The sequence below is a fragment of the Sphingomonas sp. S-NIH.Pt3_0716 genome (assembly GCF_003950715.1).
Lineage (GTDB): Bacteria > Pseudomonadota > Alphaproteobacteria > Sphingomonadales > Sphingomonadaceae > Sphingobium > Sphingobium yanoikuyae_A.
Window position 1 is genome coordinate 99,858 of the sequence record NZ_QLJK01000006.1, and the last position, 13,456, is coordinate 113,313.

Consider the following 13,456-nt stretch of genomic DNA (forward strand, 5'->3'; position numbering starts at 1 on the left):
GCCAGCAGTTGTTCCACCTGCTTTGAAAACGCTTTATCGGCGAATTTCATGACACCTCCCTGGCTGCTTCCCGCTTTTGTCCTGGTGCTGGGCTACATGCTCGGCTCGATCCCCTTTGGCCTGCTGCTGACGCGCTTCACCGGCGCGGGCGACCTGCGCCAGATCGGGTCGGGGAATATCGGCGCGACCAATGTGCTGCGCACCGGGCGCAAGGGGCTGGCGGCGGCGACCCTGCTGCTCGACCTGCTCAAGGGGGCGGCGGTGGTGCTGATCGGCGCGGCGCTGGTGGATGGTGGCGGGCCGATGGCGGGCGCCATGGCGTTCATCGGCCATTGCTACCCGGTCTGGCTGCGCTTTGCCGGCGGCAAGGGCGTGGCGACGATGATGGGCGTGGTGACGGCCATGTACTGGCCGGCCGGCATCGTCTTTGCGGTCGTGTGGCTGGGCGCGCTGTTCGGCACCAAATGGTCGTCGGTCGGCGGCATGTCGGCCGCGGTCAGCGCGCCGATCGCCATGTTTGCCTTTGGCCGGATCGATCTGGTGCCGGTCAGCCTGGCACTCGCGCTGATCGTGCTGTGGCGGCACCGCGCCAATATCGCCCGGCTGATGAAGGGCGAGGAGCCCAAAGTCGGCAGTTCCAAGCAGAAAGCCGCCACCGAGTGAGCGGGCAGGAGCGGTTCGACCGTCTCCGCCTGATCCGATCCCCCCGGATCGGCCCCGTCAGCTACCGCCAGTTGCTCGCGCGCTTCGGCAGCGCGGCCGAGGCGCTGCGCGCCATTCCCATGCTTGCCGCGCGCGGCGGGGGCGAGGCGCGCGTGGCCGATGCCGCCGCGATCGAGCGGGAGATTGCCTCGACCCGCGCGATCGGCGCCCGCTATCTGCTGATGGGCGATGCCGACTATCCCGCGCTGCTGGCCGAGATGGAGGGCGCGCCGCCGGCGCTGATCGTGCGCGGCGATGCCGCGATCGCGGCGCGGCCCTGCATCGCCATGGTCGGCGCGCGTAACGCGTCGGCGGCCGCCTGCCGCTTTGCCCGGATATTGGCGCAGCAGCTGGGCGATCGCGGCGCGGTGGTCGTGTCCGGCCTGGCCCGCGGCATCGATACCGAAGCGCATCGCGGGTCGATCGACAGCGGCACGATCGGCGTGATCGCCAGCGGCATCGACATCGGCTTCCCGCCCGAAAATGCCGCCTTGCAGGAGGATGTGGCGCAGCGCGGCCTGCTGGTGACCGAGCATCCGCCCGGCACCCAGCCGCTCGCCCGGCATTTCCCGGCGCGCAACCGGATCATCGCCGGCCTCGCGCTGGGCACGGTTGTGGTGGAGGCAGCGCCCAAGTCCGGGTCGCTGATCACCGCAAGGCTCGCGACCGAGGCGGGGCGCGAGGTGATGGCGGTGCCCGGATCACCGCTCGACCCGCGCGCCCAGGGCTGCAACCTGCTGATCCGCGAAGGCGCGACATTGGTGCAGAATGCCGACGACATTTTGGAGGCGGTCGGCGGGCTTGATCCCCGGATGGTGCGGCAGGGCAGTTTCGACTTCATCGGCCAGCCGGTGTCGAGCGATGTCGCCGATGCCGATCGCGCGGCGGTGATCGCCTTGCTGGGGCCGGTCGCGGTGGCGGTGGATGAGGTCATACGCCTGTCCGGCCTGTCGCCTGCGGTCGTGCAGACCGTGCTGTTGGAACTGGAGCTGGCGGGCGGGCTGGAACGGCAGGCGGGTGGCCGGGTCAGCCTGCGGTAAACGATTACTCCCCGGATGTGATCAATCCCACCAGAAGAACCACCAATCGGAATCCATTAGACCAGCCGCCAATGGCGCCAGCGTTTCGGTGCCCTGATAGACGATATCTGCGCAATAGTAGAACTGATCGCGAGCGAGGTTGAGAGCCTCTGCTTTCGTGCTGGGTCGGCGGGATGCCCGCATATTGATGGTGTCGCCGTTTAACCCGATCAACTCCGCGCCATAGCGGTGATGCCAGTATCGCAAGGCTGCGACATGGATTTTCGGAGACGGGCAGGCATTCCAGTTGCCCCATCGCAGATAGGCGGGGACTTCATAGGAATGGGGGGTGGGAATGAGGAGGATGTGAATGCGCGGGAAAGCCTTGCCCGTCAACACATCGCTGGCGATGGTGAAGCCAGGCTGCGCATTGGATGTCGAACTCGGCCATGAACCTTCTGCAGGCATGGCATCCGCTTCCTCATCGTCCCCATATTCATCTTGCCAGAACTGCCTGAGCGCGGCCGGGACATTGACGCCGTCCGCCGCAGCAATGATTTCGGCCGCTGTTTTGGGCAATGACGCAGAGGGGTGTGCCGATGGCGGGAGCATGGCCGGATCATCCAGGCTATATTGCTCCGCGATGCGATCCAGCGCTTCGTCATCGCCGATGATGACTGGCCAGCCTTGGCCGAGATCGTGGAGGCGTTTCCATTCGGAGAGCGCGTCACCCCCCGCAACGGTGACGCATTCATAGGGAAGGGCGGCGCGCAGTTTCTGCCGCATCTCTACCAGTTCCGTTGACGAACTATCCTGCGCGTCGCCGCCAAGCTGGCCGGTTGTCGCGCGCCCTTTCTGTGCCTTTCCGCCCAGGATCGCAGCCGCTCCGGCAATGAGCGCTGCCAAAAAATTCCGCCTCATCATTCGTGGCTCCGCTAGGAACGAAAATGTCATGGGGGTGATTCGTTGACGGAGCCAGTCGTCAGATTGGCTTGACGTGCTACGTGTTTGCTCCCCACCTTACACACACACGCGTAAGCAGCTACTGGACCCACATGCAACTTGTCATTGTCGAATCGCCGGCCAAGGCGAAGACCATCGAGAAATATCTGGGCGGGGATTTCCATGTCCTGGCCAGCTACGGCCATATCCGCGACCTGCCGCCCAAGGACGGGTCGGTCGATCCCGACAATGGCTTTGCTATGTCCTGGGAAAATTATGGCGACAAGGGCAAGCAGCTCAAGGCCATCGCCGACGAAGCGAAGAAGGCCACGCGATTGATCTTGGCGACTGACCCTGATCGCGAAGGGGAAGCGATCAGCTGGCATGTGCAGGAAGTGCTGCGCGCCAAGAAGGCGCTGCCGCAGACGGTCGACCGGGTGACGTTCAACGCGATCACCAAGGCGGCGGTACTGGACGCGATGGCCAAGCCGCGCGCGCTGGACGAGGATCTGATCGACGCCTATCGGGCGCGCCGCGCGCTCGACTATCTGGTGGGCTTCACCCTGTCGCCGGTGCTGTGGCGCAAGCTGCCCGGCGCCAAGTCGGCCGGCCGCGTCCAGTCGGTCGCGCTGCGCCTGGTGGTGGAGCGCGAGCGCGAGATCGAAAGCTTCGTGCCGCAGGAATATTGGTCGATCTCGGCCGAGATGGAGCAGGGCGGGCAGGGCTTCACCGCGCGCCTGGTCCGCTGGAAGGGCGAGAAGATCGACCGCCTGACCATCGGCAAGGAAGGCGATGCCATGGCCGCCAAGGCGGACGTGGAGGCCGGGCGCTTCACCGTCGACAAGGTCGAGACCAAGCCGCTCACCCGCAATCCCCCGCCGCCCTTCACCACCTCGACCCTGCAGCAGGAAGCCGCGCGCAAGCTGGGCTTTTCGGCCAGCCACACGATGCGGATCGCGCAGCAGCTCTACGAGGACGGCGCGATCACCTATATGCGTACCGATGGCGTGCAGATGGACGGTAGCGCCATCTCGGCCGCGCGCAAGGCGATCGCGGAGCGCTATGACGGCGGCTACCTGCCCGAAAAGCCACGCCAATATCAGACCAAGGCGAAGAATGCGCAGGAAGCGCACGAAGCCATTCGTCCGACCGAATTCCATCGCGACAAGGTCGGTGGTGGCGATCATGCGCGCCTCTATGACCTGATCTTCAAGCGCGCGCTGGCGAGCCAGATGGCCTCGGCCCGGCTGGAACGCACCACCATCGACATGGTCGACGGCAGCGGCAGCCACACGCTGCGCGCCACCGGCCAGGTGGTGATCTTCCCCGGTTTCCTCGCCCTTTACGAAGAAGGTCGCGACGACGCGGAAGACGACGACAGCAAGCTGCTGCCGCGCCTGAGCGAAGGCGACGCGCCGGCCAAGAAGAAGGTGAGCGCCGAACAGCATTTCACCCAGCCGCCGCCGCGCTTTTCGGAAGCGTCGCTGGTGAAGCGGTTGGAAGAGCTGGGCATCGGTCGCCCGTCGACCTACGCCTCGACCCTGCAGGTTCTGAAGGACCGCGACTATGTGCGCGTCGAGAAGAACCGCTTCTTTGCCGAGGAAAGCGGGCGTCTCGTCACGGCCTTCCTGGAGCGCTTCTTCGAGCGCTATGTCTCCTATGACTTCACCGCGGGTCTTGAGGATGAGCTGGACGAGATCAGCGGCGGCCGCGCCCAGTGGCAGGAAGTGCTCGAAGCCTTCTGGAAGGACTTCAAGCCCAAGACTGCCGAGATCATGGAGCAGAAACCGTCCGACATCACGGCGGAGCTGGACAAGTTCCTGGAGCCGATGCTGTTCCCGCCCAAGGCGGACGGCAGCAATCCGCGCGCCTGCCCGCTCTGCGCTGATGGCCAATTGTCGCTGCGCGGCGGCCGCTTTGGCGCGTTCATCGCCTGCTCCAACTATCCCGAGTGCAAATATACCCGCAAGTTCGGCCAGCCCGGCGGCAGCGATGGCGCCGATACCGGTCCCGAAATCCTGGGCCAGCATCCCGAGACCGGGCAGGACATCGTCAAGAAGTCCGGCCGTTTCGGCCCTTATATCGAGATTGGCGAGGGCAAGGAAGCCAAGCGCGGGTCGATCCCCAAGGATCTGCCCGATGGCGAGATGACGCTCGACTGGGCGATCAAGCTGCTGAGCCTGCCGCGCGAAGTCGGCCTGCACCCGGAAACCGGGCTGCCGATCGTCGCCAATATCGGTCGTTTCGGTCCCTATCTGCTGCATGACGGCAAATATGGCCGCCTGTCCTCGACCGCCGAGATTTTCGAGGTCGGCATGAACATGGCCGTCGCCAAGCTCGCCGATGCGGCGAACAAGGGCGGGCGTGGCGGATCGTCGCGCGAGCCGCTCAAGGTGTTGGGCAAGCATCCGCGCACCGAGGCGGAGATCAAGCTGATGGCGGGCCGCTATGGCCCCTATGTCACTGACGGCACCACCAACGCGACCCTGCCCAAGACGATCGAGCAGGACGCGCTGACGCTGGAGGAAGCGGCCCAGCTGATCGACGCGCGCGCAGCGGCGGCCCCGGCCAAGAAGGGCAAGAAGGCGCCGGCGAAGAAGGCGGCCGCCAAGAAGCCGGCGGCGAAGAAGGAAGCGGGCGAAAAGAAGCCCGCTGCCAAGAAGGCCCCGGCCAAGAAGAAGGCGGAGACCGCCAAGGCATGATCGGCGCCATGGCGGGGCGTGCCTGCGCCATCGTCGCCCTGCTTCCGTCGGCGGCCAGCCCCGCGCTGGCCGCCGAACCGGACGTCGTGCGCTTTCAGGTCGGCGACAAGGAACTGCACTGGACCGTGCCGGAGGGCTATTGCCCGCCCAAGGGGCCGATGGCGTCGCTGGCGCAGATGATGGCGACCATGGACACGCAGAATGTCACGGTCCTGACCCTCTATGCCTGCGACGCGACGCTGACGAAGCTGGATCGCTATATCCTCGTCAAGGCGCCGGTCGCGGCATTGATGGCGACGCTGGAGCGGGACCAGTTCCTGAAGCTCATGGAGGCGGAGTTCGACACGCCGGCGTTCAAGGCGTTTCTGGACAAGGACGATACCAATGTGGCCATCGACAAGGGGATGGAGACGCTGTTCGGCGCCAAGACTCAGACCAGCGGGAATGGACGATAGCTGCGCCATCATCGGCGGATCGATGACGATGCAGACCCAGCAGGCGCAGGTGGCGATCGGCGTTGGCGGCTGTCTGACGACGGCGGCGGGCAAGGTGATCCTTGTCGCGACCTATGAAGGCTATGACGGGCCGGACACGGTCCGCACGTTGGTAAAGCGGTCGCGCGACTTTGCCCTGTCGATCATCGCGGAAAATGAAGCGCCGGCGAATTGATCGGCTGACCAGTTTATCGCTTGCTCCGTTGTGGCGCGGAGCCGAACCGACGCCCCTCTAGCCGAAATAGTGGGCGGCGGCGATCAGGCTGCCAGCGGCCAGGATGGCGGCGGCGATCCATTTCGCGCCATTGTCGGGCGGTGATGGCGTGGCGGGCGTCGTGTCTGCCTCCAGTCGGCGCGTCAGCGCGCGCAGCAGGCGCGGGGCGTCGTCGGCGATGCGCGAGAGCTCAAGCAGCAGGGCAACGGTCTTTTCCGGGGCATGGGCTGCCGCGACCTGGTTCATCACCAGCCGGCCGCGCGCCTTCTGCAGGGCTTGCGACAGGTCGAAGCCGGGCTGGATCGCACCCAGCACCCCGTCCATCGTGATCAGCGCCTTGAAGATGAGGGCGAGGTCGGGCGGCAGCACCAGCCCCTCCTTGCGCAGCAGCGGAAAGAAGTCGGCGACCATGCGGGTGAGGACCAGCGGGCCGCTGCCATGGCGCGCGACCAGTTGCTCGGCGGCGTCCAGCACCTGGCCGGGATCGGGCGCGCTGGCCTTTGACCAGACCAGCAGCGTGTCGGCCAGGGTGCGGGCGTCGCCGGAGCGCAGCGAGAGGATGAAGGACAGGAATTCCTGCCGCCGCCGCGCGCTGACATGACCGATCAGGCCAAGGTCGAGCAAGGCGAGCCGGTCGCCGGGCAGGCAGAGAAGATTGCCGGGATGCGGATCGCCATGGAAGCGGCCATGGACCAGCACCATGTCGAGCACCAGCGCGGCACCGAGGTCGGCGATCGCGGCCGGATCGATGCCGGCAGCGCGCAAGGCATCGCCGTCGCGCGGCGGCACGCCGTCGATATAATCCATCACCAGCACGGTTTCCGCGCAATAAGTCCAGTGGATCGCCGGGATGACCACGGCCGGGTTGTCGGCCAGGTCTTCGCGCAGCCGGTCGGCATTGCGACCTTCCTGGGTGAAATCCAGTTCCTCCAGCACGGTGTCGAGCAATTGCTGCACCAGCGCTTGCGGCTGGAAACGGCGCGCCTCGCGACTGCTTGCTTCGACGACGCCGGCCAGATGGGTGATGAGGCGCAGGTCCGCCTCCATCGCCTTGCGGATGCCGGGGCGACGGATCTTGACCACCACCTCCTGCCCGTCGGTCAGGGTCGCGCGATGGACCTGCGCCATGGAGGCGGCGGCGAGCGGCGCCGTGTCGAAGCGGGCGAAGGCGGTTTCGACCGGTTCGCCAAGCACCGCTTCGAGGCGTGGGCGAAGCTGATCGAAGGGCAGGGTTGGCGCGTCGCTGTGCAGCTTGCCGAATTCGGCGATCCACGCCTCGGGCAGCAGATCCTGCCGGGTGGCGAGGATCTGGCCGAGCTTCACATAGGTCGGGCCGAGCGCTTCCATTGCCTGCCGGGTGCGGCGGGGCAGGTCGGGCGGATCGGCGGTGGCACTGTCATCGCCTTTCGCCAGTCCCAGCCGGGCGAGCAGCATGTCGAGGCCGAAGCGGGTAGCGACGCTGGTAATCTCGGCCAGTCGTGCGCGATCCCGCGTGGCCACCATGATGGTCTTGAGCATGATGGCTCAACGACCGGGATGGTGATTATGTTTCGCTTGAGTAATCGAACCCCGATCCGTTCGTTTCGAGCGTGTCGAGAAACGCGCGCGTAGCGCTCTCCGCTTCTCGACCAGGCTCGAAGCGAACGGTCGTCAGTCAGTCGACCCAGTCGAGGCCGATGTCGCGATAGATGAAGCGATCTTCTTCCCAGTCTTCCTTCACCTTGACGTGGAGGTAGAGGTGGACCTTGACGCCCAGAAGGTTGGCCAGTTCGGCGCGCGCCTTGGATCCGATTTCCTTGAGGCGCTGCCCCCCCTTGCCCAGCACGATCGCGCGCTGGCTGGAGCGGCCGACCAGGATCTGCTGGTGGATTTCGACCGAACCGTCGTCGCGCTCCTTATACTGCTCGGTATCGACCGCGGCGGCATAGGGCAGTTCGGCGTGGAGCTGGTGATAAAGCTGCTCGCGGGTGATTTCGGCCGCCAGCATGCGGTCGGTCGCGTCCGACACCTGATCCTCGGGGAAATGCCAGGGGCCTTGGGGCATGGCGTTCGCAAAGGCGGTCTTGAGTTCGGGCAAGCCATCGCCGGTCGCGGCGGAAACGAAGAAGGTCTCCTCGAACTCCAGTTCCTCATAGAGGCGCTGGGTATGGACCAGCAGCTTCTCCTTGACCGCGATGTCGACCTTGTTGAGCACCAGCCATTTGCGTTCCGGCCGGGCCTTCAGCGCAGCGATGATCGGCTCCATCTTGGCGCCAAGGCCCGCCTTGCCATCGACCAGCAGGACGATCAGGTCGGCGCCCTGCGCGCCGCCCCAGGCGGCCTGCACCATCGCGCGATCGAGGCGGCGGCGCGGCGCGAAGATGCCGGGCGTGTCGACCAGCACCATCTGCGCATCGCCCTCGATCGCGACGCCCATGACGCGGGTGCGCGTGGTCTGCGCCTTGGGGCTGGTGATCGCCACCTTCTGCCCGACAAGTGCATTGACCAGCGTCGACTTGCCGGCATTGGGGGCGCCGACGATGGCGATGACGCCACAGCGCTGATTTTCAAACTCGATGGTCAATCACATGCTCCGTTCGCTCCACGCCAATGCGCGGAGACGTCTTCCTAAACCAAAATGAATGTTGGGGACAGGCTTAGCCCGCCAATTGCTCCAGCAGGGCTTTCGCGGCAGCGGTTTCGGCTTCCTGCTTGGAGCCGCCGGTGGCGCTTGCCTCGCCCGCGCCCTTGATCGAGACGGTGACGGTGAAGCGCAGCGCATGGTGCGGCCCCGACCGGTCCGTCATCACATATTCGGGCGGCTTGCGCTTGTTCGACGCGGCCCATTCCTGCAGCGCCGACTTGGGGTGGCGCGGCGCGGCGGTCTGGGTATCGACCCGGTCGCCCCACAGGCGGTGGACGAGCGTGCGCGCCTCGTCCAGTCCGGCCTCCAGATAGAGGGCGCCGATCAGCGCCTCCATCACGTCGCCCAGCACATTGTCGCTGTCGGCGGCGCCATCGTCGCGCGCCTGCTTGCCCAGCACCAGATGGGTGGGCACGCCGGCGGCGCGGGCCACCTGCGCGCAGGTTTCGCCTGAGACCAGTGCGTTGAAACGACGCGACAGCTTGCCTTCCGGTTCGGCCGGGAAGCGGGCATAGAGCCATTCGGCGATCAGCAGCCCCAGGATGCGGTCGCCCAGAAATTCCAGCCGCTCGTAATTCTCCGCCTTGGCGCTGCCATGGGTCAGCGCCTGTTCGAAGGCGGCGGGGTTGATCGGCGCGCGGCCGATCAGCGCGATCAGCCAGGCTGCGGTATCAGGCCTGTGCGAAGCCACCATCAAAAGCCTTCCCCGATCCGGCTCCAGCGTGCGGCGGTGAACCAGGTCCAGGGCAGCAGCCAGTTGGCGCTGCCATCGGTCGAGAAGACGGAGACCAGCGCCTTGCCGACCAGATTTTCCTCGGGGACGAGGCCGATGCCGCCGCCTTCGACCGCAGGGAAGCGGCTGTCGGCGCTGCGATCGCGATTGTCGCCCATCATGAAGAGATGGCCTTGCGGCACCAGCACGGTGTCACGGTCATCGGCGGCGCCATCGGGCACCAGGTCGAGGACATTGTAGCTTTTGCCACCCGGCAGCGTCTCACGATATTGCGGATAGCGGCACTGCTTGCCACCGCCCGGCGCGGCCTGTTCGAATTCGGGGCGATAGCAGGGGGAGGGACTGCCTTCCTTCTGCGCGGCATCTTCCATGTTGGGCGTCACCGGAATGACGAGGTCGGCGACCTTCTGCTTCGGGATCGCCTGGCCATTCAGATAGACGGTGCCGCCGCGGACCGAGATCATGTCGCCCGGCAGGCCGATCACCCGCTTGATATAGTCGTTCTTCTGGCTCGGCGGCGCCTTGAACACCACCACGTCGCCGCGCTGCGGCGTCGAGGCGAAGATGCGGCCGGGGATCAGCGGCACCGAGAAGGGCAGCGAATAGCGCGAATAGCCATAGGGCCATTTGGCGACCAGCAGATAGTCGCCGATCAAGAGGCGCGGCTGCATCGATTCCGAAGGGATGTTGAAGGGCGAGACGATGAAGCTGCGCAGGACGAAGACGAACACCGCCAGCTTGGCGAGGAACCAGATGAAGTCCCGCGTTTCCGATTTTGCGCTCATGTCTGCCTAATGTTCCTTCAAGATCGTGCCGCGCTGCGACGTGTCACTGCGGCCTGTCGCGGCTTTTGCGGGGTCGCCCGCGCCGCGTCAAGCGCGTGGACGATGCAATGCGTGCCGCTTTTGGATAAGGAGAGGAAGAATCGACCGGTGCAGCGTCGATATCGACCAACGACCAAGAGGATCTCCCGCATGTCCAGTCCCGCACTGGCGGCCCTTGCCGCCCTGCCTCAAGCTGAACTCAAGACCATCTTCGAGAGTGATCCCGACCGCCTGTCCAAGCTGGTGCTGAGCCATGGGCCGCTGCGCTTCGACTGGTCCAAGACGCACCTGACCGACGATCTGGTCGACGGCTTCCTGAAGCTGGCGCAGGAACAGGATTTTGCCGGCCGGCGCGAGGCGCTGTTCGCCGGCGAGGCGGTCAACAATACCGAAGGGCGCGCCGCCGAGCACACCGCGCAGCGCGGCGTCGGCAATGCCGACAGCGTGGCGCTGGCCAAGGCGCTGCACAATCGCACCCGCGCGCTGATCGACGCGATCGAGGCAGAGGCGCTCGGCCCGATCCGCCATATCCTGCATATCGGCATCGGCGGGTCGGCGCTCGGCCCGGACCTGATCGTCGATGCGCTGGGCGGCGACGGCATGCGCTATGATGTCGCGATCGTCTCCAATGTCGATGGCACGGCGCTTGAAAAGGCGATGGATGCGTTCGACCCCGACGCCACGCTGATCGCGATCGCGTCCAAGACCTTCACCACCAGCGAAACCATGCTGAACGCGGCGAGCGCGATCAACTGGATGGTCGAGGCGGGTGTCGAAGACCCTTATGGCAAGATCATCGCGCTGACCGCCGCGCCGGAAAAGGCGATGGAATGGGGCGTCGATGAGACCCGCATCCTGCCCTTCCCTGAAAGCGTCGGCGGCCGCTATTCGCTTTGGTCGTCGATCGGCTTCCCCGCCGCACTGGCGCTGGGCTGGGACGCGTTCGAAAGCCTGCTGGAAGGTGCGGCGGCGATGGACCGCCATTTCCAGCTGACCGATCCGCGCGAGAATATCCCGCTGATCGCTGCCTTCGTCGATCAATATTATGCCCGCGTGCTGGGTTGCGAGACGCGTGCGCTGTTCGCCTATGACGAGCGGCTGGCGCTGCTGCCCTCCTATCTCCAGCAACTGGAGATGGAGAGCAACGGCAAGTCGGTGAAGCTGGATGGCTCGCCGGTCGATGGGCCGACCGCGCCGATCACCTGGGGCGGCGTCGGCACCGATGCGCAGCATGCCGTGTTCCAGCTGCTGCATCAGGGCACGATCCTGACCCCGGTCGAGTTCATCGCCTCGATCGAGCCGGGCAATGCGCTCGACCCGGCGCATCATCGCGCGCTGCTGGTCAATTGCTTCGCCCAGGGCGCGGCATTGATGCGCGGCAAGGACAATGAAGACCCGGCGCGCGCCTATGCCGGCAACCGCCCGTCGACCACCATCCTGATGGATGATGTGAACCCGGAGGCGCTGGGCGCGCTGATCGCCTTTTACGAGCATCGCACCTTCGCCAATGCCGTGCTGATGGGGATCAACCCCTATGACCAGTTCGGCGTCGAACTGGGCAAGGAGATCGCCAAGTCGATCGAGGCCAATGGTCCGACCGGCTTCGATCCCTCGACCATGGCGCTGATCGAGATCGCTTTGGGCGAGTAATCCTCCCCGGCACGGGGAGGGGGACCGGCCGCAGGCCGGTGGAGGGGGCTATCCTTCTCCGCCGGGCTGGCGGCGCACCCCCTCCACCATGCTGCGCATGGTCCCCCTCCCCGCATGCGGGGAGGAAATTCCCATTTGTAACTGCGCGGTCCAGCCGCCATATCCGCCGCCAAGATAGTGCGCCGAGCGGAGACTGGCATGAGCGATTATGATTTCGACCTTTTCGTCATCGGCGCAGGATCGGGCGGGGTGCGCGCGTCGCGCGTCGCCGCCGCGCATGGCGCCAAGGTCGCGGTGGCGGAGGAATTTCGCGTCGGCGGCACCTGCGTCATCCGCGGCTGCGTGCCCAAGAAGCTGCTCATCTATGGCGCGCATTTCGCCGAGGATCTGAAGGACGCTCGCCGTTTCGGCTGGAATGTGCCGGACTGCGGCTTTGAATGGGCGACGCTGCGCGACAATGTGCTGGCCGATGTCGACCGGCTCGAAGGACTCTACACCAACACCCTCAACAGCCATAAGGTCGAGCTGATCGCCGAGCGCGTGACGGTGACCGGGCCGCACAGCGTGAAGCTCGCCAGCGGGCGCGAGGTGACGGCCAAGGTCATCCTGGTCGCGACCGGCGCCTGGCCGCTGATCCCGGAAGTGGAGGGCGCCGAACATGGCATCACCTCCAACGAGGTGTTCCATCTGGACGAATGCCCCAAGCGGATCGTCATCGTTGGCGGCGGCTACATCGCCAATGAATTTGCCGGCATCTTCCACCAGTTCGGCAGCCATGTGACGATGGTCAACCGGGGCGGCACGCTGCTGCGCGGTTATGATGAGCAGATCCGCGACCGCCTGCTCCAGATTTCGACGATGAAGGGGATTAATTTCCGCTTCAACGCGCAGATGGAGAAGATCGAGAAGAAGGAGGATGGCACCTTGTGCGTCCACTTCAAGAATGGCGATCCGGTCGCGGCCGATATCGTGCTGTTCGCCACCGGCCGCCGCCCGCACACCGACGGTCTGGGTCTGGAGAATGCCGGCGTCGAGATCGACGACAAGGGCGCGATCAAGGTCGACGAATATAGCCGCACCAGCTGTGAGAGCATCTATGCGGTGGGTGACGTCACCGACCGGCTGCAACTGACCCCGGTGGCGATCCGCGAGGGCCATGCCTTTGCCGACACCGTGTTCGGCAATAATCCGCGCACCGTCGACTATAGCTGTGTGCCGTCGGCCGTGTTCAGCCATCCGCCGCTGGCGGGCGTCGGCCTGACCGAAGCGCAGGCCAAGAATAAATATGGCACGGTGAAGGTCTATACCTCCGACTTCCGGCCGATGAAGAATGTGCTGGCCGGACGCGACGAGCGGGCGCTCTACAAGATGGTCGTGGATGCGACCACCAACAAGGTGGTGGGCCTGCACATGATCGGCCCGGATGCGCCGGAAATCCTGCAGGCGGCGGCCGTCGCGGTGAAGGCGGGCCTCACCAAGCAGGATTTCGACGATACCGTGGCGCTGCACCCCAGCATGGCTGAAGAGCTGGTGCTGCTGAAGTAAAGGCGGAG

General features: G+C 65.6%; 12 protein-coding genes. 7 read left to right on the top strand and 5 right to left on the bottom strand.

All coding sequences use genetic code 11. The annotated features are described in order from the left end of the window. The first annotated feature begins 48 nt into the window (after positions 1-48). Together plsY and dprA are read left to right on the top strand one after the other, a co-directional pair. A complete protein-coding gene (gene plsY, locus BRX37_RS06480; protein ID WP_125985974.1) occupies positions 49-663 on the top strand; it encodes a glycerol-3-phosphate 1-O-acyltransferase PlsY in 615 nt (204 codons plus the stop codon). Then, complete coding sequence (gene dprA / locus BRX37_RS06485) at positions 660-1,742, top strand: DNA-processing protein DprA (RefSeq protein WP_125985975.1); 1,083 nt, start codon at positions 660-662, stop codon at positions 1,740-1,742. The genes plsY and dprA overlap by 4 nt, the downstream gene beginning before the upstream one ends. Positions 1,743-1,763: 21 nt before the next feature. Here the strand turns inward: dprA and BRX37_RS06490 are convergent, their stop codons facing one another. Beyond that, complete coding sequence (locus BRX37_RS06490; RefSeq protein WP_164522423.1) at positions 1,764-2,627, bottom strand: DUF4253 domain-containing protein; 864 nt, start codon at positions 2,625-2,627, stop codon at positions 1,764-1,766. Between the two features lie 149 nt (positions 2,628-2,776). Between BRX37_RS06490 and topA the strand changes: the two genes are divergently transcribed. The 3 genes from topA to BRX37_RS06505 are packed head-to-tail and all read left to right on the top strand — an operon-like array spanning position 2,777 to position 6,034. Further along, positions 2,777-5,365, top strand: a complete 2,589-nt coding sequence (gene topA, locus BRX37_RS06495; RefSeq protein WP_125985977.1) for a type I DNA topoisomerase — start codon at positions 2,777-2,779, stop codon at positions 5,363-5,365. Beyond that, entirely contained in the window at positions 5,362-5,820 is a 459-nt protein-coding gene (locus tag BRX37_RS06500) for a hypothetical protein (RefSeq protein WP_125985978.1), read from the top strand. Before topA ends, BRX37_RS06500 begins: the two co-directional genes overlap by 4 nt. Further along, a complete protein-coding gene (locus BRX37_RS06505) occupies positions 5,810-6,034 on the top strand; it encodes a hypothetical protein (RefSeq protein ID WP_125985979.1) in 225 nt (74 codons plus the stop codon). Before BRX37_RS06500 ends, BRX37_RS06505 begins: the two co-directional genes overlap by 11 nt. Before the next feature lie 57 nt (positions 6,035-6,091). On the opposite strand, the gene BRX37_RS06510 is transcribed toward BRX37_RS06505, so the two are convergent. From BRX37_RS06510 to lepB, 4 genes are all read right to left on the bottom strand, one after another. After that, on the bottom strand, positions 6,092-7,591 hold the full coding sequence (locus tag BRX37_RS06510) for an ABC1 kinase family protein (RefSeq protein WP_125985980.1): 1,500 nt from the start codon (positions 7,589-7,591) through the stop codon (positions 6,092-6,094). 136 nt (positions 7,592-7,727) lie between these two features. Further along, the gene (gene era / locus BRX37_RS06515) at positions 7,728-8,636 is read right to left on the bottom strand and encodes a GTPase Era (RefSeq protein ID WP_048937133.1); all 909 of its coding nucleotides are present in this window, start codon (positions 8,634-8,636) and stop codon (positions 7,728-7,730) included. Positions 8,637-8,709: 73 nt separating this feature from the next. Further along, positions 8,710-9,390: a ribonuclease III gene (gene rnc / locus BRX37_RS06520; RefSeq protein WP_125985981.1), complete on the bottom strand. Its 681-nt coding sequence runs from the start codon at positions 9,388-9,390 to the stop codon at positions 8,710-8,712. Then, complete coding sequence (gene lepB / locus BRX37_RS06525) at positions 9,390-10,214, bottom strand: signal peptidase I (protein WP_125985982.1); 825 nt, start codon at positions 10,212-10,214, stop codon at positions 9,390-9,392. The genes rnc and lepB overlap by 1 nt, the downstream gene beginning before the upstream one ends. Before the next feature lie 189 nt (positions 10,215-10,403). On the opposite strand from lepB, the gene pgi reads away from it, so the two are divergent. After that, positions 10,404-11,903 carry a glucose-6-phosphate isomerase gene (gene pgi / locus BRX37_RS06530; RefSeq protein WP_069337008.1) on the top strand — a complete coding sequence of 500 codons (1,500 nt, stop codon included), beginning with the start codon at positions 10,404-10,406 and terminating at the stop codon, positions 11,901-11,903. Between the two features lie 198 nt (positions 11,904-12,101). Further along, the gene (gene gor, locus BRX37_RS06535; protein ID WP_010337904.1) at positions 12,102-13,448 is read left to right on the top strand and encodes a glutathione-disulfide reductase; all 1,347 of its coding nucleotides are present in this window, start codon (positions 12,102-12,104) and stop codon (positions 13,446-13,448) included. Positions 13,449-13,456 lie beyond the last annotated feature (8 nt).

Bases quoted from the DNA above. Each gene is read 5' to 3' on its own strand.
- plsY (WP_125985974.1), top strand. From the start codon at position 49: ATGACACCTCCCTGGCTGCTTCCCGCTTTTGTCCTGGTGCTGGGCTAC.
- topA (WP_125985977.1), top strand. From the start codon at position 2,777: ATGCAACTTGTCATTGTCGAATCGCCGGCCAAGGCGAAGACCATCGAG.
- BRX37_RS06500 (WP_125985978.1), top strand. From the start codon at position 5,362: ATGATCGGCGCCATGGCGGGGCGTGCCTGCGCCATCGTCGCCCTGCTT.
- BRX37_RS06505 (WP_125985979.1), top strand. From the start codon at position 5,810: ATGGACGATAGCTGCGCCATCATCGGCGGATCGATGACGATGCAGACC.
- BRX37_RS06510 (WP_125985980.1), bottom strand. From the start codon at position 7,591: ATGCTCAAGACCATCATGGTGGCCACGCGGGATCGCGCACGACTGGCC.
- rnc (WP_125985981.1), bottom strand. From the start codon at position 9,390: ATGGTGGCTTCGCACAGGCCTGATACCGCAGCCTGGCTGATCGCGCTG.
- lepB (WP_125985982.1), bottom strand. From the start codon at position 10,214: ATGAGCGCAAAATCGGAAACGCGGGACTTCATCTGGTTCCTCGCCAAG.
- pgi (WP_069337008.1), top strand. From the start codon at position 10,404: ATGTCCAGTCCCGCACTGGCGGCCCTTGCCGCCCTGCCTCAAGCTGAA.
- gor (WP_010337904.1), top strand. From the start codon at position 12,102: ATGAGCGATTATGATTTCGACCTTTTCGTCATCGGCGCAGGATCGGGC.